Here is a 19,706-nt window from a genome sequence, read left to right as displayed (position 1 = left end):
CCTCCGCATACTATGGCCATCATCCAAGGGAGGTGTGAGATGGACAGTTCATTACGCCGCGGCTCGCTGGAAATGGTCGCTGCCATGCTGATTTCCGGGACCATCGGCTGGTTCGTGCTGGTGTCAGGGCAGCCGGTGCTGGAAGTGGTGTTCTGGCGCTGCGTGTTCGGGACCGGCACCTTGCTGGCGATCTGCGCGGCATTCGGCTTTCTCAAGCCTGGCGTGATCACCCGGACGGCATTCCTGCTGGCCATCGCCAGTGGCGTGGCCATCGTCGGCAACTGGGTGCTGCTGTTCGCCTCCTACTCGCGGGCTTCGATTGCCATCGGCACGGCGGTCTACAACGTCCAGCCGTTCATGCTGGTGGGGCTGGCGGCGCTGTTTCTGGGCGAGAAGATCACCGCCGCCAAGGTCACCTGGTTGAGCGTGGCATTCCTGGGCATGCTGGCGATCGTCAGCGCCCATGGCGCGGGGCAGGCCAGTGGCGAGGACTACCTGTTGGGCATTGCCCTGGCGCTGGGTGCGGCGTTGCTGTACGCGATCGCCGCGCTGATCATCAAACGGCTCAAAGGTACGCCGCCGCACCTAATCGCTTTGATCCAGGTCGCCACCGGGGTGCTGCTGCTGGCGCCTTGGGTGAACCTGGGCGGGCTGCCTGGCCAGCCCTCGGCGCTGGCCAGCCTGGTCGCGCTGGGCATGGTCCACACCGGGTTGATGTATGTGCTGCTGTACAGCGCCATCCAGCGCCTGCCGACGGCATTGACCGGTGCGTTGTCGTTCATCTACCCGATTGCCGCGATCCTGGTTGACTGGGTGGCCTTCGGGCACCGCCTGGCGCCGTTGCAGTGGCTGGGGGTAGTGTTGATCCTGCTGGCGGCAGCAGGCATGCAGCAAGGCTGGTGGTTCCGATCTGCACAAGTACCGGCCAAGGGGTAGAATGGCGGCCTTTTCACTTGCTTGCGACCCGCCATGACCTCGCCGATGCACACCCTCGAACAGCACCTGCTCGCTGCCCTTGACCCTGCTCCTGCCGAAACCCGCCGCTTGTTCCACGGCCGCGGCCGCTGCTGGGAGGGCCTGGAGCAGGTCACGGTGGACTGGCTGCAGGGTGTGCTGTCGGTGGCGCTGTTCCGCGAACCGCCAGAGGGTCAGCTGGCGGAACTGGAAGCCATGCTGCGCAACCTGGCCGAACGCCCGCAATGGACTGGCCAGGCGATCCTCATCCAGCACCGTTACCTGCCTGACAGCCCGGGCCAGTGGCTGCTGGGCGAGCCCTGTCAGCAGCGCGAGGTGGTCGAGGATGGCCTGACCTACCTGCTCGACCTGGGTGTACGGCAGAACAACGGCCTGTTCCTCGACATGCGCTACGGTCGTCGCTGGGTGCGCGAGCAGGCGGCGGGCAAGCGGGTACTCAACCTGTTCGCCTACACCTGTGGTTTCTCGGTGGCGGCGATCGCTGGCGGTGCCGAGCAGGTGGTGAACCTCGACATGGCCAAGGCAGCGCTGTCGCGGGGACGCGATAACCATCGCCTGAACGGGCACGATGCGTCGCGGGTCGCCTACCTGGGGCATGAACTGTTCAAGTCCTGGGGCAAGGTGCGCAAGTACGGGCCTTACGACCTGATCATCATCGACCCACCGACCTTCCAGCGTGGCAGCTTCGTGCTGACCCAGGATTACGCCAAGATCCTGCGGCGCTTGCCGGAACTGCTGAGTGAGGGTGGAACGGTGCTGGCCTGCGTCAACGACCCGGGCATCGGGCCGGAGTTTCTGATCGAGGGAATGGCGGAGCAGGCGCCTTCGCTGGCCTTCGTCGAGCGGCTGGAGAATCCGCCGGAGTTTCCGGACGTAGACCCGGCGGGGGGGCTGAAGGCCCTGGTATTCCGCCAGGTTTGATGTTGCCCGTACCGGCCTCTTCGCGGCTAAAGCCGCTCCCACAGGTACAGTGCAGGACCCTGTGGGAGCGGCTTTAGCCGCGAAGAGGCCGGTCCTGCCTACATCAATTACTGCTGATTGGTATAGATCTGGTCAAACACGCCACCGTCATTGAAGTGGGTCTTCTGCACGGTGCGCCAGTCACCAAAGGTCTTCTCCACCGACAGGAAGTCGACTTTCGGGAAGCGGTCGTTGTACTTGGCCAGTACCGTCGCATCACGCGGGCGCAGGTAGTTTTGCGCCGCGATTTCCTGGGCCGCTGGCGACCACAGGTACTTCAGGTATTCCTCGGCCACGGCCTGGGTGCCTTTCTTGGCCACCACCTTGTCGACCACGCTCACCGGCGGCTCGGCCTCGGCCGACACGCTCGGGTAGACCACTTCGAACTGATCGCGGCCAAACTCGCGGGCGATCATCTCGGCTTCGTTCTCGAAGGTGACCAGCACGTCGCCGATCTGGTTGGTCATGAAGGTGGTGGTGGCGGCACGGCCACCGGTGTCGAGCACTGGCGCCTGCTTGAACAGCTTGCCGACGAATTCGCGGGCCTTGGTTTCATCGCCACCTTGCTTGAGCACATAGCCCCAGGCCGACAGGTAGGTGTAGCGGCCGTTACCGGAAGTCTTGGGGTTGGGCACGATCACCTGCACGCCGTCCTTGAGCAGGTCGGGCCAGTCCTTCAAGGCCTTCGGGTTGCCCTTGCGCACGATGAACACGGTGGCCGAAGTGAACGGCGCGCTGTTGTTCGGCAGGCGGGTCACCCAGTTGTCTGGCACCAGCTTGCCGTTGTCGGCCAGGGCGTTGATGTCGGTGGCCATGTTCATGGTGATGACATCGGCCGGCAGGCCATCGATCACCGCACGCGCCTGCTTGCTCGAGCCGCCGAAGGACATCTGCACATTGACCTTCTCGTTGTGCTCGGCTTCCCAGTGCTTCTGGAAGGCCGGGTTGTAGTCCTTGTAGAAGTCACGCATCACGTCATAGGAAACGTTCAGCAGGGTCGGGGCAGCCTGGGCCAGGTTGCCGAGGGCCAGGCCGGCGGCGAGCAGTGAGGCGGTGAAGAGCTTTTTCACGTTGCGTCCTTGTTATCGATGGCAGTTTGCCTGCGACTATAGCGGGTGGGTTAATGCGGGCTAAAGAACAAAAAACACTTTGGTTATGCCTCTGTCTGTACTGGCCTCTTCGCGGGCACGCCCGCTCCCACATAATCACCACAGGCCTGAATTATGCGCGGTCCCTGTGGGAGCGGGCGTGCCCGCGAAGAGGCCGGTTCAGGCAGCATCATTGCTTGGGAAACAGCACGTTACCGCAGCGCGAGCAGAAAGCGGCGCCATGTTCGTGGGTCTTCTTGCTGCAAGTCGGGCAGTCATGCTGCAACTGCTCCCCGCGCATGGCATTGGCCAATTCTGCAGTAAAGATTCCCGTCGGCACGGCAATGATCGAATAACCGGTGATCATCACCAAAGACGACAGCACCTGGCCCAGCGGCGTCTTCGGCACGATATCGCCAAAGCCCACCGTCGTCAGCGTGACGATGGCCCAATAGATGCCTTTCGGGATGCTGGTAAAGCCATGCTCCGGCCCTTCGATCACATACATCAGCGTGCCGAACACCGTCACCAGGGTGGATACCGTCACCAGAAACACGATGATCTTCTGTTTGCTGCCACGCAGCGCGTCCATCAGGTAGTGCGCCTGCTTGAGGTAGGGGCTGAGCTTGAGCACGCGGAAGATCCGCAACATCCGGATCACCCGGATGATCAGCAGGTACTGGGCGTCGCTGTAGTACAGGGCGATGATCCCCGGCACGATCGCCAGCAGGTCGACCAGGCCGTAGAAGCTGAAGGCATAGCGCAAGGGCTTGGGCGAGCAGTACAGGCGGGTGAGGTATTCGGCCAGGAATATCGCGGTGAAGCCCCACTCGATGGCGGCCAGCAGGCCGGCGTAGCCCTGGTGGACCTCGTCGATGCTGTCGAGGATCACCGTGACCAGGCTGGCCAGGATGATCAGCAGCAGGATCTTGTCGAAGCGCCGACCGGCTACGGTGTCGGTCTGGAAGACGACGATGTAGAGGCTTTCGCGAAGAGATTGCGGGGTGGACATGGACTCAGCTTCCGCGAACAGGAAATAGCAAGCCTAGAGCGTCTTGGTCGGTAACGGGAAGGGGCAGATGCCCGACCTGATAAAACTGACAGTTATCCTTTGCAATGGCAGGGGCCATCATTGGCGCCAGACCAATTGAAAATGGAGTCGATACCATGCCTGAAATCCTGACTTCGCCACACCGCGACCGCGATATTGTTCTTCTGCAGGTGGATGGTCTCGGTAGTATTGTGGCCGAGCGCGGTTTGCGTCAGGGGGAATGGTCGTTCCCGCCCTATGGACAGCTTCCCTCACGGTGGGTCGTCGGTGCGCTGCGGTTCGCGGGGCAATGGTTCGACCCTGTAGTGCGGGGTTATCTACTGGGCCATGGGCATAGGTTGTATAGCCCGGCCATCATGCGGTTCCTCAGCCCCGACAGCTTGAGCCCATTTGGTGCGGGCGGAATTAATGTTTACGCGTACTGTTCTGGCGATCCTGTCAATTTGCACGATCCTTCGGGCCGGATCGGTACCAAAACGGGTCTCACCCAGTTGTTGCAAAACTTCGAGCTGCCGAAGCCGCAGCTGCGAGGCTATCTCAAGCCACTGGGTAAATTCGATAATTTCAGGAAAACGCGATGGATATATCGACTGAATGGCGATAACTTTGAACGTTTCGAGTTCATGGGAGCGGGGAATAAGATCATCGGAGCAAAACGTGAAGATCGTTCAGCCCTGTCAGTTTCCCTCAACTCCGAGACTTTTTATCGGTCTGGCGAGTTGTATATTCCTCACTCGACAGTTCCCCAAGGAGCAGTCGATGGGCTTCTGAGCGCTGGCTTTGAACAAATCCGGTTCAATACGGACTACCTTGTAGACACCCTCTTCCTTGGAGAAGCGAGCGCCCAAGCGGGGGGGATTGCCCATCCTGCCCCGCGTAGCCGGAACAACCCCTACACCGAAGATCCGGTTGCTGCAATGGTCCGCACTAGAACTATGCCGCCGAACTAAGTGGTCTTTAGCTACGTTGTGCCACGTCTCGATGTGAGCGATGTGCTTCTATCTGAGCCAGAACGGTGCCAAGGATCCAGCAAGCGACAACGAAGGGCGCGGTCAGGCCGGCCACCGGCATTAGCTTGAACAGCGGTTGCAGTAGCAGGGCCAAGGTGATTGCCAGCAACGTCACCCAAGGTTTTTCACCTTGCCTGCTGAACGCCAGCGCTGCCAACGCGGCATTGAAGCCGAACAAACCCAGCCAAGCAGCTTGCGCCTGGTCGGCGAGCAGTGCCACACCGCCGCCAATGGCCGAACCGAGCACGGCCCACATTGCGGCATAGGGGTTGGCAATGAACATCCCGATAATGATCAGCAACCCGGCCAGCGGCTGGTCGAGCAAAAAGATCTGCCCCACGCCACGCGCCAGGGCATACGCCGGTTCTGCTTCGACGAAGCCGCTGGGCGCGGGGCTTGCGAACAACAGGGCAACCCAGCCGAGCAGCACGAACGGCGCGGTATAGGCAACCAACAGCTTGCCGCCGCGCTTGCGCCACTGGTGGGTGATGATGCTGGACAGGCCGCCGGCGGCAATGATCAGCGGCGGCAGGATCGCCGACCAGGGCAGCACGGCGCTGGTCAGGATGCCGATCAGCACGCCGTTGTAGCAGTACAGCCCGGCCTGGCGGTCGGCCCGGTCGTAGCCGCGGCGTTGGGCGGTGAGCAGGCCGGCGAGGGCGCCCAGCAGGGCGCCGCCGACCAGGTCGGGGGCGGTCAGCAGGATGGCCAGCAGGCAGCACAGGCCGCACAGGGGGTTGCGCAGCAGCAGCACCTGGCTGAAGCCGTTGAGCAGCGCCGTGGCCCAGTCGGGGCACGGGTTGACGAAATTCTTGGTGTACATGGGCAGTCAGCAAGGTTGATGGGGAAGCGGTGGGCCTCTTTGGGCCTCGGTTTTCCGCAGGTTCGGTGTATGGGGAGGGCGTTGCCCTCCTTTCGCGACACAAGGCCGCTCCTACAAGGGATCGCGGTCTCTTGTAGGAGCGGCCTTGTGTCGCGAAAGGGGCGCAAAGCGCCCCCGGCGATCTCAGACCAGAGTCTCGATCCGCAAGGTATTAGTCGAACCCGGCTTGCCGAAAGGCACGCCGGCGGTGATCAGCAGCGTGTCGCCACGGCTGGCCATGCCTTGCGCCTGGGCGATCTCCAGGGCGGTGGACACCACCTCGTCGACCTGGCGCAGGCGGTCGTTGACCACCGAGTGAACACCCCAGGCCACGCTCAGGCGGCGGGCAGTGGCCAGGTTCGGCGTCAGGTTGAGGATCGGCGCCCGTGGCCGCTCGCGGGCGGCACGCAGGGTCGAAGCACCCGACTCGCTGTAGTTGACCAGCACCGCCACCGGCAGGATGCCGCTGATACGGCGGATCGCGCAGCTGATGGCGTCCGACACGGTGGCCTCGGCCTTTGGCCGGCCGACGTCGAGTTGGGCCTGGTAATCCGGGCCGTTCTCCACCTGGCGGATGATCTTGCTCATCATCTGCACGGCTTCCAGCGGGTAGTCACCGGAGGCGGTCTCGGCCGACAGCATCACCGCGTCGGCGCCTTCGGCCACGGCGTTGGCCACGTCAGTCACTTCGGCACGGGTCGGTGCTGGCGAGAAACGCATCGATTCGAGCATCTGGGTGGCCACCACCACGGGTTTGCCCAACTGGCGGCAGGTGCCGATGATGCGCTTCTGGATCTGCGGCACGCTTTCGGCCGGCACTTCCACGCCCAGGTCGCCACGGGCCACCATGATCGCATCGGCCAGTTCCGCAATGGCTTGCAGTTGTTCGACTGCCGATGGTTTTTCGATCTTGGCCATCAGGTAGGCGCGGTCACCGATCAGCTGGCGCGCTTCGACGATGTCTTCCGGGCGCTGCACGAACGACAGGGCTACCCAGTCAACACCCAGCTCCAGGCCGAAAGCCAGGTCGCGGCGGTCTTTCTCGGTGAGCGGGGAGAGGTCGAGCACCGCTTGCGGCACGTTGACGCCCTTGCGGTCGGACAGCTCGCCACCGTTCAGCACTTCGGTGTCGATGGCGTCATTGTGCTTGGCGGTCACCCGCAGGCGCAGCTTGCCGTCGTCGAGCAGCAGGTCCATGCCTGGCTCCAGTGCCGCGATGATCTCGGGGTGCGGCAGGTTGACCCGACGGCTGTCGCCCGGGGTCTTGTCCAGGTCCAGGCGCAGGGCCTGGCCGCGTTGCAGCTGGACCTTGCCCTCGGCGAAGCGGCCGACGCGCAGCTTTGGCCCTTGCAGGTCCATGAGGATGCCCAGCGGGTAGTTCAGCTGCTGCTCGACTTCGCGGATCCACTGGTAGCGCAGGGCGTGGTCGGCGTGCTCACCGTGGCTGAAGTTGAGGCGGAAGATGTTCACCCCGGCTTCGACCAGCTGGCGGATGTCGTCGATGCCTTTGATCGCAGGGCCGAGGGTGGCGAGGATCTTTACTTTTTTATCAGGCGTCATGATTGGGCAGTCTCGAGGATCAGGATGGCGCGGAAGTCGTTGACGTTGGTACGGGTCGGCTCGGTGACGATCAGGGCATCGAGCGCGGCGAAGTAGCCATAGCCGTTGTTGTTGTCCAGCTCGTCGCTGGCCGACAGGCCCAGGGCTTCGGCGCGGGCGTAGCTGCTCGGGGTCATGAAGGCGCCGGCATTTTCTTCCGAACCGTCGATGCCGTCGGTGTCACCGGCCAGGGCATACACCCCGGGCAGGCCTTTGAGGCTTTCGGTGAGGCTGAGCAGGAACTCGGCATTACGCCCGCCACGGCCATTGCCGCGCACGGTGACGGTGGTTTCACCGCCCGAGAGGATCACGCAGGGCGCCTTCAGCGGCTGGCCGTGCAGCACGATCTGCCGGGCAATGCCGGCGTGCACCTTGGCCACTTCGCGCGATTCACCTTCCAGGTCACCGAGGATCAGCGGGCTGAAGCCGGCCTGGCGGGCTTTGACCGCCGCGGCTTCGAGCGATTGCTGCGGTTTGGCGATCAGCTGGAAGTGGCTGCGGGCCAGGGCCGGGTCATCGGCCTTGACGGTTTCCGAGGCCGGGTTGTTGAGCCAGTCGATGACGGCTTTCGGCGCGTCGATGTTGTAGCGCTTGAGGATTGCCAGGGCATCGGCCGAGGTGCTCGGGTCGGCCACGGTCGGGCCCGAGGCGATGACGGTGGCCAGGTCGCCAGGCACGTCGGAAATGGCATAGGTGTAGACGGTGGCTGGCCAGCAGGCCTTGGCCAGGCGGCCGCCCTTGATCGCCGAGAGGTGCTTGCGCACGCAGTTCATCTCGCCGATGGTGGCGCCGGATTTGAGCAGCGCCTTGTTGATCTGTTGCTTGTCCGCCAGGGTCAGGCCTGCGGCTGGCAGCGCCAGCAGGGCGGACCCACCGCCGGACAGCAGGAAGATGACGCGGTCTTCTTCGTTGAGGTTGCTGACCAGCTCCAGCACGCGTTTGGCCACGGCCAGGCCGGCGGCGTCGGGGACCGGGTGAGCGGCTTCGACCACCTCGATCTTCTGGCAGTTGGCGCCGTGACCGTAGCGGGTCACGACCAGCCCGGAGACGTCGCCCTGCCAGCTTTTTTCGACCACTTCGGCCATGGCGGCTGCGGCCTTGCCGGCGCCGATGACGATGACCCGGCCGCTACGGTCGGCGGGCAGGTAAGGTTCGAGCACCTGGCGTGGGTGGGCGGCGGCGATGGCTGTGTCGAACAGGTCGCGGAGAAGTTTTTGCGGATCGACCGACATGGCAGGCTCCCATTTATTGTTGTTCTGCAGAATCGAAAACGCCCCTGGAACTGCCTCCGTGCAGGCCGAACCAGGGGCGGGTGTTGCTCGGGGTCACCTATGGACCTGTGGTCGCAGGTTCATAGGTGTTGGCTTCTTCGCGGGCTTGCCCGCTCCCACAGGAATATCGTGGCCCTCAGGCTTGCGCAGTACCTGTGGGAGCGGGCGAGCCCGCGAAGAGGCCAGAAAGGTCTTATTTATCGTCGCGGATCGAGAAGTTGGCCATGTGCTCCAGGCCTTTGATCAGCGCCGAGTGGTCCCAGTTGCCGCCGCCCAGGGCCTGGCAGGTGTTGAACACTTGCTGGGCATTGGAGGTGTTGGGCAGGTTGATGCCCAGTTCCTTGGCACCTTGCAGGGCCAGGTTAAGGTCCTTCTGGTGCAGGTTGATGCGGAAGCCTGGGTCGAAGGTGCCTTTGATCATGCGCTCGGCGTGCACTTCAAGGATCTTCGACGACGCGAAGCCGCCCATCAGCGCTTCACGTACCTTGGCTGGGTCAGCGCCGTTCCTGGCGGCGAACAGCAGGGCTTCGGCAACGGCCTGGATGTTCAGGGCGACGATGATCTGGTTGGCAACCTTGGCGGTCTGGCCGTCACCGTTGCCACCGACGCGGGTGATGTTCTTGCCCATGGCTTCGAACAGCGGCTGGGCGCGCTCGAAGGCTTTCGGGCAGCCGCCGACCATGATGCTCAGGGTCGCGGCCTTAGCCCCGACTTCACCGCCGGACACCGGGGCGTCCAGGTAGGCAGCACCAGTGGCTTTGATCTTCTCGGCGAAGGCTTTGGTGGCGGTAGGGGAGATCGAACTCATGTCGATCACCACCTTGTTCGGGCCCACGCCTTCGGCGACGCCGTTTTCACCGAACAGGACGCTTTCGACCTGTGGGGTATCCGGCACCATGATGATGATGAACTCGGCTTCCTGGGCCACTTCCTTCGGGTTGGCCAGAGCCACGGCGCCAGCGGCGATCAGGTCGGCCGGTGCCGCATCGTGGTGTGTGGAAACGAAGATGCTGTGGCCTGCTTTCTGCAGGTTCTGCGCCATGGGCTTGCCCATGATGCCAGTGCCGAGGAAACCGATTTTAGCCATGAGAAATTACCTCTTTGTAATTGTGATATCTCAAGCAAGCATTGGCCCCCTGTGGGAGCGGGCTTGCCCGCGAAGCAGAAACCCGGTGGATGGCACCGGCTTCGCCGGTGTTCGCGGGCAAGCCCGCTCCCACAGAGATCTGTATTCAGCCGTTAAATGACGTTGTGGGTCTTCAGCCAGCCCAGGCCCGCTTCGGTGGTGGTCAGCGGCTTGTATTCCGCGCCCACCCAGCCCTGGTAGCCGATGCGGTCCAGGTGTTCGAACAGGAAGCGATAGTTGATCTCGCCAGTGCCTGGTTCGTTGCGGCCCGGGTTGTCGGCCAGCTGGATGTGGTTGATCAGTTTCAGGTTGGCTTCCATGGTGCGAGCCAGGTCACCTTCCATGATCTGCATGTGGTAGATGTCGTACTGCAGGAACAGGTTGTCACTGCCGACTTCGGCCTGGATTTCCAGCGCCTGTTTGGTGGTATTCAGGTAGAAGCCAGGGATGTCGCGGGTGTTGATCATTTCCATGACCAGACGGATCCCCGCAGCCTTGAGCTTGTCGGCAGCGTAGCGCAGGTTTTCCACGAAGGTCTTGCGCACGTCGGCGCACTGCAGGCCTTGTGGACGGATGCCGGCCAGGGCGTTGACCTGGGTGTTGCCCAGGACCTTGGCGTATTCGATGGCCTTGTCTACGCCGGCGCGGAACTCTTCGACGCGGTCTGGGTGGCAGGTGATACCGCGCTCACCTTTCGACCAATCGCCGGCAGGAAGGTTGAACAGCACCTGAGTCAGGCCATTGGCGTCCAGTTGCTGCTTGATTTCGGCAGCACTGAAATCGTATGGGAAGAGGTATTCGACACCGCTGAAACCAGCGTCGGCGGCAGCCTTGAAGCGGGCCAGGAAGTCCTGTTCGGTGAACAGCATGGACAGGTTGGCAGCGAAGCGAGGCATGGGTTGTCTCCTTGCGATGAAGGCCCCCAGGGCAAGCCTGGGGGCGTCAGGCGATCAGTCCAGCAGCGAGATGGCGGTTGGCGCGTCGTTACCGACCAGGGCCAGGTCTTCGAACTCGTTGACCGCGTTGATCTCGGTGCCCATGGAAATGTTGGTCACACGCTCGAGGATCACTTCGACCACGACCGGCACGCGGAACTCTTCGGCCATCTTCTGTGCCTTGAGCAGGGCAGGGGCGATCTCGGCCGGCTCGAACACGCGGATGGCCTTGCAGCCCAGGCCTTCGACCACAGCAACGTGGTCGACACCGTAGGTGGCAGCGTCGGTCGAGTTGATGTTCTCGAACGCCAGTTGTACACAGTAATCCATGTCGAAGCCACGCTGTGCCTGACGGATCAGGCCCAGGTAGGCGTTGTTCACCAGCACGTGGACGTACGGCAGGTTGAACTGCGCACCGACGGCCAGTTCTTCGATCATGAACTGGAAGTCGTAGTCACCCGACAGCGCGACGACCTTGCGCTTCGGATCGGCTTTGACAACACCCAGCGCGGCTGGGATGGTCCAGCCCAGCGGGCCGGCCTGGCCGCAGTTGATCCAGTGGCGTGGCTTGTACACGTGCAGGAACTGCGCACCGGCGATCTGCGACAGGCCGATGGTGCTGACATAGCAGGTGTCCTTGCCGAATACCTGGTTCATCTCTTCGTATACGCGCTGCGGCTTGACCGGCACGTTGTCGAAGTGGGTCTTGCGCTGCAGGCTCGCCTTGCGCTGCTGGCAATCTTCCAGCCAGGCCTTGCGGCACTTCAGCTTGCCTGCGGCTTTCCACTCGCGGGCCACTTCGAGGAACACGTCCAGCGCCTTGCCAGCGTCGGAAACGATACCCAGGTCCGGGGTGAATACGCGGCCGATCTGGGTCGGTTCGATGTCCACGTGCACGAACTTGCGGCCTTCGGTGTAGACGTCGACGGAACCGGTGTGGCGGTTGGCCCAGCGGTTACCGATACCGAACACCAGGTCGGATTTCAGCAGGGTGGCGTTGCCGTAGCGGTGCGAGGTCTGCAGGCCGACCATGCCGACCATCTGTGCGTGGTCGTCCGGGATGGTGCCCCAGCCCATCAGGGTCGGGATTACCGGTACGCCGGTCAGTTCGGCGAACTCGACCAGCTTGTCGCTGGCGTCGGCGTTGATGATGCCGCCACCGGCTACCAGCAGCGGGCGCTCGGCGTCATTGAGCAGGGCCAGGGCTTTTTCGGCCTGTACGCGGGTGGCGGACGGCTTGTTGATTGCCAGTGGCTCGTAGGCGTCGATGTCGAATTCGATTTCGGCCATCTGCACGTCGAACGGCAGGTCGATCAGCACCGGGCCTGGGCGGCCGGTGCGCATTTCATAGAAGGCCTTCTGGAAGGCGTAGGGCACTTGGCCCGGCTCCAGAACGGTGGTGGCCCATTTGGTGACTGGCTTGACGATATTGGTGATATCGACAGCCTGGAAGTCTTCCTTGTGCAGGCGGGCACGGGGTGCCTGGCCAGTGATGCAAAGGATCGGGATGGAGTCGGCCGAGGCGCTGTACAGGCCGGTGACCATGTCGGTGCCGGCTGGGCCGGAGGTACCGATGCACACGCCGATGTTGCCTGGGTTGGCCCGGGTGTAGCCCTCGGCCATGTGCGAGGCGCCTTCGACGTGACGAGCGAGGACGTGATCGATGCCACCGACTTTCTTCAGGGCCGAATACAGCGGGTTGATGGCAGCCCCCGGGATGCCGAACGCGGTATCTACACCTTCACGGCGCATGACCAGAACGGCTGCATCGATTGCTCTCATTTTGCTCATGGTTTGTGCCTCATTGATTTTGTAATTGTATACAACTTGCTTTGTGCCAGAGTGTATTCATGGCTGGCCGCTCAGGTCAACGGGTTTTCGTCGGACACGATCCCTTTCGTTCGAGCGCCCGTGAAAACGGTGGTTTGCGGTATCGCATACGATCGTTTCAATTTATTGTATACAAAAATTAATTCAGTTGTGTTCTATTGGTTCATCGATTTTTCACCTGCCCTCAGGGCTTCTCACAACAAGAAGAGGACCTTTCCATGAACGCTTTGAACCTGAAAGTCGCTGTCAGTCTGGTGAACGCCGCGTTGGCGGCGGGCCGCGCGATCAATGCCGCACCCCTGACCGTGGCCGTGCTGGATGCCGGCGGGCACTTGCTGGCCTTGCAGCGCGAGGACGGCGCCAGCTTGATTCGCCCGGAAGTGGCCACCGGCAAGGCCTGGGGTGCGATTGCCCTGGGCAAGGGCTCGCGCCTGCTGGCGCTGGATGCGCAGCAACGGCCGGCGTTTTTCGCGGCGTTGAACGGCCTGGGCGAGCGGCCGGTGGTGCCGGCACCGGGTGGTGTGCTGATTCGTGATCAGGATGGCAAGGTGTTGGGCGCTGTGGGGATCAGCGGCGATACGTCGGATATCGACGAGCAGTGCGCGATCAGTGCGATCGAAGAGGTAGGGTTGAAGGCTGATGCGGGTGTAGCGGCTTAATTCTCTACTGCCTGTTCTGGCCTATTCGCGGGCACGCCCGCACAGGTACAGCGCTATCCCTGTGGGAGCGGGCGTGCCCGCGAATGGCTTACATAGGTGGCTCAGGCCGCCTCGGGCTCACAGCCCTTGAGCACCATGCGAATGATGGTGTCGGCCGCAGCATCGTAATCGCTGTCGGCCAGCCTGGCCTTGCCGGTCACCGCCGAAATCTGCCAATCGAAATCGGCATAGGTCTGGGTCGCCGCCCAGATGCTGAACATCAGGTGGTGGGCATCGACATGGGCGATCTGCCCGCGGTCGATCCAGCGCTGGATGCACTCGATGTTGTGCCGGGCTTGCTCGTTCAGCTGTTCCACCTGGCTTGGCGAGAGGTGCGGTGCGCCATGCATGATTTCGCTGGCGAACACCTTCGAGGCATGGGGCAGGTCACGCGAAATGCGGATCTTCGAGCGGATGTAAGCACTCAATACTTCTTTCGGATCACCGTCGGCATTGAACGGCGTCGATGCCTGCATGATCGGCGCGATGATGCTCTCCAGGACCTCGCGGTAGAGGTTGTCCTTGGATTTGAAGTAGTAATACACGTTCGGCTTGGGCAGGCCGGCCTTGGCGGCGATGTCACTGGTCTTGGTGGCGGCGAAGCCCTTGTCGGCGAATTCTTCACTGGCTGCGCGCAGGATCAGCTCCTTGTTGCGCTCGCGAATGGTGCTCATGGTCAGGGATCTTCCTCGTGTCTGGCCACCTCTAAGAGGGATCGGGCATGGTAGCACCGCGCCCGACGGGCGCTCAAGGCAGGGGCTTTGGGCTAGAATCCGGCAAATCGACTCATTCGGATACAAACAGACATGGCAGGAAGCAGTTTACTGGTACTGATCGACGATATCGCCACGGTGCTCGACGATGTGTCGGTGATGACCAAGGTTGCGGCGAAAAAGACCGCAGGTGTGCTGGGCGACGACCTGGCGCTCAATGCCCAGCAGGTTACCGGTGTGCGCGCCGATCGCGAGCTTCCGGTGGTTTGGGCGGTGGCCAAGGGCTCGCTGGTGAACAAGGCGATTCTGGTGCCGGCGGCGCTGTTGATCAGCGCGTTCATCCCTTGGGCGGTGACGCCGCTGCTGATGCTTGGCGGCGCCTACCTGTGCTTCGAAGGCTTCGAGAAGCTGGCGCACAAGTTTCTGCACAGCAAGGAAGAGGACGAGCTGCATCACGAGGCACGCAAGGAGGCTGTGGCCGATGCCGCTGTCGACCTCGTAGCGTTCGAGAAAGCCAAGGTCAAGGGCGCGGTGCGTACCGACTTCATCCTCTCCGCCGAAATCATCGCCATTACCCTGGGCATCGTCGCCGACACGCCGCTGACACAGCAAATCATCGTGCTCTCGGGCATCGCGGTGGTCATGACCATCGGTGTGTATGGCCTGGTGGGGGGGATCGTCAAGCTTGACGACCTGGGGCTGTGGATGACCCAGAAGTCTTCAGCGCTGGCCCGTTCGATCGGCAACGGCATCCTGCGGGCCGCGCCCTACATGATGAAAAGCCTGTCGGTGATCGGCACCGCGGCGATGTTCCTGGTCGGTGGCGGGATTCTGGTACATGGGGTGGCGCCGCTGCATCACGCAATAGAGGCGTTCAGCGAAGGGCGCGGAGGGGCGCTGACCAACGGCCTGCTCAATGGCGTGGCCGGTGTGCTGGCCGGGGCCGTGGTACTGGCAGTGGTGGCGGTTGCGGGGAAACTGTGGCGGATGGTTCGCCCGGTCCGCTAAGGCTGTATGGCCGGGGCTTCGCCCCGGTTCGCGGGCTCGCCCGCTCCCACAGGAATCGCGCATGCCCTGAAGCTGGCGCTCAACCTGTGGGAGCGGGCAAGCCCGCGAACACCGGCGGAGCCGGTGCCATGCATCGCGATCAGTTTTCGGTCGTGGCGCCCTGCAGCTCGGGCTTCCAGGCCAGCAGGCCCTGGCTGAAGCCGTAGGCCGCGCTCTGGTAGTAGGCGATCGCCCGGCGGATCAGCGGGTTGTCGCTGGCGACCGTGGTTTCGTGGCTCTTGCCCAGCGCGTCTTCATGCACACGCATGCCGCCACGCGGGCTGAGAATGGCCAGGTCGTTGCCATCGAACAACCCCAGGTGCTGATAGTTGCCGATCAGCACCCGTGGTGGCAGGTCGTCTTGCTTGAGCAGGTCGCGGCCGAAGAAGGTCGAGGTGTAGTCGAAGTTGAGCAGGCCCAGCAGGGTCGGGGCCAGGTCGATCTGGCTGGCCAGCTTGCTGTCTTCGCGGGGCTCGATCATTTTTGGCGCGTAGATCCACAGCGGAATCTGGTAGTTGTTCACCGGCAGGTCCTCGACCCCGGCACTGCCGGCCGTGTGGTCGGCGACAAACACGAACAAGGTGTTGTCGAACCATGGCTTGCCCTTGGCTTCCTTGAGGAACTGAGCGATGGCATGGTCGGTGTACTTCACCGCACCTTCGCGGCCGTCGCCTGACGGAATGTCGATGCGGCCGTCCGGGTAGGTGTAGGGGCGGTGGTTCGAAGTGGTCATCAGCTGCAGGAAGAACGGCTTCTGCCGGGCGTAATCGGCATCGGCCAGCTTGAGGGTCTGCCGGTACAGGTCCTCGTCGGCCATGCCCCAGGCATTCTTGAAACTGATTTCGCTTTCATCGACGCTGCTCTGGTCGACGATGCGGTAGCCGTTGCCGCTGAAAAACGCATTCATGTTGTCGAAGTAGCCGCGCCCGCCGTAGACGAATACCGCTTCATAGCCTTTGGCGGTCAGTTGCTGGCCGAGACTGGCGTAGCCGCTTTCGCGGCCGATGCGCTTGACGATCGAGCGGCCCGGGGTAGGCGGGATCGACAGGGTGATGGCTTCCAGGCCGCGGTCGGTACGGGTGCCGGTGGCATAGAAATTGTTGAAGTACAGGCTCTCGCGGCGCAGGGCATCGAGGTTCGGCGTGAGGTTGCGCGCATCGCCGTTACTGCCCATGTACTTGGCGCTGAAGCTTTCGATGGTCACCAGGATGATGTTGGGCGTGCGCTGCTCACCGTTTGCACTGATGTGGCGGCGGATGTCCTGGGGTTCCTGGCCCTGGAACTGTGCATTGGGTTCGGCCAGCTCCTGATGCATCTGCGCGCCGACTTCGCCGGCGCCGAGGCTGGCGTAGAACTGGGTGTAGTCCAGTTCGTTGTTACGGAAGGCGGCGAAGAACTGGTACGGGCCGTTGCTGGCCAGCTCGCGCTGATAGGCATTGCCGCCCTGGCCGCGTGGGAACTGCTGGTCGATCACCACGCTGTTCAGGCCGACCAGTACGGCCAGCACAGCCAGCCCGGACACGCGCTGACGCGAGGTGGCGGCAGGGCCGGCGAGGGCCTGGGCCAATGGCTTGCGCAACACCAGGGCAAGCAGGACCGCAGCCACCGCGATGCCGCTGAGCAATGCGGGCAGTGGGTAGGACTCGCGGATGTTGTCCAGCACTTCCTTGGAATAGACCAGGTAGTCGACGGCGATGAAGTTGAAGCGTACGCCGAATTCGTCCCAGAACAGCCACTCGGCCACGGCAACGAACAGCATCACGAACAGGCTGACCACCAGCAAGCCGCCAAGCAGCCAATGGTGGGCGCGCGAGCGCCACAATCTGGTTGGGCACAGCGCCAGGTACAGGCCCAGCGGCAAGGCCGTGTAGATGAGGAAGCTCAGGTCGTAGATCGCCCCGTCAAAGAAGATCGAAAAATAGTTGCCGCTGAACTCATTCATATGAGTGAACAGCAATAACAATCGTGTCAGCAGGAAGATGCCGAACCAGGTTGAGCAAAGCAACAGCAGATAGCGCCAGGGCGCAGGTAGGGGAGTACGCATCTAGTTGGCCTGTTTTCTTTCTTGGGTGTGCGAGGCCGACAGTCTAGTAGAAAAGTTGCAAAAATATTGTCAAAAATTCGCCGTGCGTGCGAAGGCGATGGCTGTATAGTCCTAACTTGCGATTTCAGATTTGATCGGAAGGAAAACACATGTTTGGTGTGCTGACTCACGACGCCTGTCACTTGGCCCTGTACCTGCTCACGGCGCTTGCCTGGTGGGCTCTGGGGCTTGGCCTCGTGCTGCGCGGTGCGCACTTTCAGGCGCTTTGGAAGTGTTGCGCGATGCTCGGCTTGGTCTTGGCGATCAAGTCGGTAGTGCTGGTGCTGGATATCTTAAGGGTCATACCGCACCACCAAGTGGAGTTGGTATTGCTGGTATTTGGAATCGTGCTGCCGGCGGGCATTTTTCTGACCTGTAAGGCAACTTCTATTTGTAAGTAAGACAGCGCTGAAAATGTTGTAAGTTAAAGCTTACAAGTGAGAACTATGACGGCGCCGCCAGGTAACGGCGCTGTCACGTTTCAGCCGATCAGAAGTGCACTTTCACCAGGAAACTCATGGTGTTCTGGTCGGTGGTGAAACCATCACTGTCCTTGATGCCGTACTTGTCTTTCCAGTAATCGTACTCGACACCGACATACAGCTGCTTCTCGCCCAGGTGCAGGGCCTTGCCCAGGTCGTACTTGATTTGCGGGTTGAAGTGCAGGTTGGCGTGGTAAGTACCGTGACGGTTCTCGTCGTTGTCAACGACCCAGTCCATGAAGCCGTCGATCAGCACATCGGAGTCACCGACCGGAATGGTGTAGGACCAGACCGGAGTGATCTGCCAGACATTGTTACCCGCGCGGCTGCCTTCAGGCATGCGGTTGTAGAAGTTGAGCTGGAAGTAGTCGAAGCCAGGAATGTTCAGGTCGAAGCCCGGGCCGATCAGGTACGACTCGACGTCACCCTCGCCAAACTCGTAGGTCGCGGCCAGCAGCACGTCCTTGACCGGGCCAAACTCAAGCTTCTGGTCGAAAATCTTGCCAAACGACAGGCGCGGGCTGAATTCGCCGTAGTAGCTGTTGGGGCCGTTGTTGGCGTCCTTCTTGCCCTGGTAGAAAATCTTGTCGACGAAGAAGAAATTGTCGCCGTACTTCCAGCCATCGGCATGTTCGAAGGTGAAGGTTTGCTGGATCTCTGGGTTGACCTTGAAGTTCTTGCCCCACAGGTAGGTCAGGCTGTTGTTCTGCCACTGCAGCAGGTCGCCGGCGAAGGTGGTGCCGCAGGCCAGCAGGCCGCCCGCGAGAATCAGGCTGTTGATGGTACGCATTGCGAGTGTCGCTCCCTTGATTGATCTGTTGTCAGCGCTCGTTGGCGCTTTTTTGTCTTTTGAGTCAGCTTTTTTCGATTGGCCACAACTGTTTGGCAAGAGCTGCGCCAACTTTTCGGGGTTAGCTGCTACCTTCCTGCTCGACTCGTTCTGAACGGATGAAAATGGGTATTTCAGGCTGGCAACACGTCGGCCAACCGCCCGAATTCATTGACTGAGCGGTCAGTAAACGCCGGCAGAATCCATTGTGCCGTGATCGAGGGGGCGCGCAGATTACTGGCTTGCGCGCCGCGCCTCAAGTGCTCCGTCCTGGAGCACGGTGATTCAAACTTGGGCGTTTGGTCAGATTTTCAGAAGTGTACTTTGATCAGCGCGCTGGCGACACTTTGATTACTGTCCAGATTGCCGCGGCTGTCGATGCCGTACTTGTCTTTCCAGTAGCTGTATTCGAAGCCGACGTAGAGCTGTTTGGCACCGATATTCAGGGCCTTGCCCAGGTCATACTTGACCTGCGGGTTGAAGTGCAGGTTGGCATGGTAGGTGCCACGTTTGTTCTGGTCGTTGTCGGTGACCCAGTCCATGTAACCGTCGATCAGAATGTCGGATTTGCCCACAGGGATGGTGTAGGACCAGCCGGGGGTAATCTGCCAGACGTTGTCACCGGGGCGGCTGCCCTCGGTGTTGCGCACATAGAAGTTCAGGGTGAAGTAGTTGAAGCCGGGAATGTCCAGGTCGAAGCCGGGGCCGATCAGGTAGGCCTCGTTGTCGCCTTCGCCGCGTTCGTAGGTCATGGCCAGCAGCACGTCCTTGACCGGGCCAAAGGCGAGCTTCTGGTCGAAGATCTTGCCGAACGATAGGCGCGGGCTGAACTCACCGTAGTAGGTGGTCACGCCTTTGCCGGGATCGGGTTTGCCGTTGTAGAAGATCTTGTCGACGAACATGAACGTGTCGCCGTACTTCCATTTGTTGGCATGCTCGAAGGTGACGGTCTGCTGGATGCTCGGGTTGACCTTGAAATCCTTGCCATACAGGTAGGTCAGGCTTTCGCCGTGCCACAGCAGCCAATCGCCTGCATGGGCGGGGAGGGTGGCCAGCAGGCTGCTGCCCAGCAGCAGGCTTGATGCGATGCGCTTCATGTTGTGATTCCCGGACTTATTGTTTTTGTTGGCGGTTTTTTCGGCGCGCA

At 61.8% G+C, this 19,706-nt stretch carries 18 protein-coding genes; 6 read left to right on the top strand and 12 right to left on the bottom strand.

Translation table 11 applies throughout. The features are described from left to right. Positions 1–39: 39 nt before the first annotated feature. Entirely contained in the window at positions 40–936 is an 897-nt protein-coding gene (locus APH33_RS05340; RefSeq protein ID WP_054884152.1) for a DMT family transporter, read from the top strand. Between the two features lie 33 nt (positions 937–969). Beyond that, positions 970–1,896 (top strand): class I SAM-dependent methyltransferase, encoded by a 927-nt coding sequence (locus APH33_RS05335; protein WP_054884151.1) that lies wholly within the window; start codon positions 970–972, stop codon positions 1,894–1,896. A gap of 107 nt (positions 1,897–2,003) precedes the next feature. Here the strand turns inward: APH33_RS05335 and APH33_RS05330 are convergent, their stop codons facing one another. Together APH33_RS05330 and APH33_RS05325 are read right to left on the bottom strand one after the other, a co-directional pair. After that, a complete protein-coding gene (locus tag APH33_RS05330; RefSeq protein WP_054884150.1) occupies positions 2,004–3,005 on the bottom strand; it encodes a sulfate ABC transporter substrate-binding protein in 1,002 nt (333 codons plus the stop codon). 208 nt (positions 3,006–3,213) lie between these two features. Continuing rightward, a complete protein-coding gene (locus APH33_RS05325) occupies positions 3,214–4,035 on the bottom strand; it encodes an ion transporter (protein ID WP_054884149.1) in 822 nt (273 codons plus the stop codon). A gap of 155 nt (positions 4,036–4,190) precedes the next feature. Between APH33_RS05325 and APH33_RS05320 the strand changes: the two genes are divergently transcribed. Further along, positions 4,191–5,024 (top strand): RHS repeat-associated core domain-containing protein, encoded by an 834-nt coding sequence (locus tag APH33_RS05320; RefSeq protein ID WP_054884148.1) that lies wholly within the window; start codon positions 4,191–4,193, stop codon positions 5,022–5,024. Positions 5,025–5,031: 7 nt separating this feature from the next. Here APH33_RS05320 and APH33_RS05315 read toward each other — a convergent pair whose 3' ends face one another. From APH33_RS05315 to gcl, 6 genes are all read right to left on the bottom strand, one after another. Beyond that, on the bottom strand, positions 5,032–5,907 hold the full coding sequence (locus APH33_RS05315; protein ID WP_054884147.1) for an urea transporter: 876 nt from the start codon (positions 5,905–5,907) through the stop codon (positions 5,032–5,034). 183 nt (positions 5,908–6,090) lie between these two features. Next, positions 6,091–7,506, bottom strand: a complete 1,416-nt coding sequence (pyk, locus tag APH33_RS05310) for a pyruvate kinase (protein ID WP_054884146.1) — start codon at positions 7,504–7,506, stop codon at positions 6,091–6,093. Further along, complete coding sequence (locus APH33_RS05305; protein WP_054884145.1) at positions 7,503–8,777, bottom strand: glycerate kinase; 1,275 nt, start codon at positions 8,775–8,777, stop codon at positions 7,503–7,505. Before APH33_RS05305 ends, pyk begins: the two co-directional genes overlap by 4 nt. A 232-nt stretch (positions 8,778–9,009) precedes the next feature. Beyond that, a complete protein-coding gene (locus tag APH33_RS05300) occupies positions 9,010–9,903 on the bottom strand; it encodes a 2-hydroxy-3-oxopropionate reductase (RefSeq protein WP_054884144.1) in 894 nt (297 codons plus the stop codon). Between the two features lie 152 nt (positions 9,904–10,055). Further along, positions 10,056–10,838, bottom strand: a complete 783-nt coding sequence (hyi, locus tag APH33_RS05295; protein ID WP_054884143.1) for a hydroxypyruvate isomerase — start codon at positions 10,836–10,838, stop codon at positions 10,056–10,058. Positions 10,839–10,892: 54 nt separating this feature from the next. Then, complete coding sequence (gene gcl / locus APH33_RS05290) at positions 10,893–12,668, bottom strand: glyoxylate carboligase (RefSeq protein ID WP_054884142.1); 1,776 nt, start codon at positions 12,666–12,668, stop codon at positions 10,893–10,895. 257 nt (positions 12,669–12,925) lie between these two features. Between gcl and APH33_RS05285 the strand changes: the two genes are divergently transcribed. Continuing rightward, positions 12,926–13,366 carry a heme-binding protein gene (locus APH33_RS05285; RefSeq protein WP_054884141.1) on the top strand — a complete coding sequence of 147 codons (441 nt, stop codon included), beginning with the start codon at positions 12,926–12,928 and terminating at the stop codon, positions 13,364–13,366. A gap of 101 nt (positions 13,367–13,467) precedes the next feature. On the opposite strand, the gene APH33_RS05280 is transcribed toward APH33_RS05285, so the two are convergent. Then, positions 13,468–14,079 carry a TetR/AcrR family transcriptional regulator gene (locus APH33_RS05280; RefSeq protein ID WP_054884140.1) on the bottom strand — a complete coding sequence of 204 codons (612 nt, stop codon included), beginning with the start codon at positions 14,077–14,079 and terminating at the stop codon, positions 13,468–13,470. A 132-nt stretch (positions 14,080–14,211) separates the two neighbouring features. On the opposite strand from APH33_RS05280, the gene APH33_RS05275 reads away from it, so the two are divergent. Next, a complete protein-coding gene (locus tag APH33_RS05275) occupies positions 14,212–15,126 on the top strand; it encodes a DUF808 domain-containing protein (RefSeq protein WP_054884139.1) in 915 nt (304 codons plus the stop codon). Positions 15,127–15,265: 139 nt separating this feature from the next. On the opposite strand, the gene APH33_RS05270 is transcribed toward APH33_RS05275, so the two are convergent. Then, on the bottom strand, positions 15,266–17,209 hold the full coding sequence (locus APH33_RS05270) for an LTA synthase family protein (protein ID WP_054884138.1): 1,944 nt from the start codon (positions 17,207–17,209) through the stop codon (positions 15,266–15,268). A gap of 149 nt (positions 17,210–17,358) precedes the next feature. Here APH33_RS05270 and APH33_RS05265 point away from each other — a divergent pair, with 149 nt between their 5' ends. After that, positions 17,359–17,649: a hypothetical protein gene (locus tag APH33_RS05265; protein ID WP_054884137.1), complete on the top strand. Its 291-nt coding sequence runs from the start codon at positions 17,359–17,361 to the stop codon at positions 17,647–17,649. An 88-nt stretch (positions 17,650–17,737) separates the two neighbouring features. Here the strand turns inward: APH33_RS05265 and APH33_RS05260 are convergent, their stop codons facing one another. Both APH33_RS05260 and APH33_RS05255 read right to left on the bottom strand, forming a co-directional pair. Next, positions 17,738–18,520, bottom strand: a complete 783-nt coding sequence (locus APH33_RS05260; protein ID WP_054884136.1) for an outer membrane protein OmpK — start codon at positions 18,518–18,520, stop codon at positions 17,738–17,740. Positions 18,521–18,870: 350 nt separating this feature from the next. After that, on the bottom strand, positions 18,871–19,656 hold the full coding sequence (locus APH33_RS05255) for an outer membrane protein OmpK (protein WP_054884195.1): 786 nt from the start codon (positions 19,654–19,656) through the stop codon (positions 18,871–18,873). Between the last annotated feature and the right edge of the window lie 50 nt (positions 19,657–19,706).

Origin of the sequence: Pseudomonas sp. NBRC 111130, from assembly GCF_001320485.1 — a bacterium.
GTDB classification, from domain to species: Bacteria; Pseudomonadota; Gammaproteobacteria; order Pseudomonadales; family Pseudomonadaceae; genus Aquipseudomonas; species Aquipseudomonas vlassakiae.
Note: the sequence above shows the minus strand (reverse complement) of the source record. Positions and strands in the feature narration are given on the sequence as shown.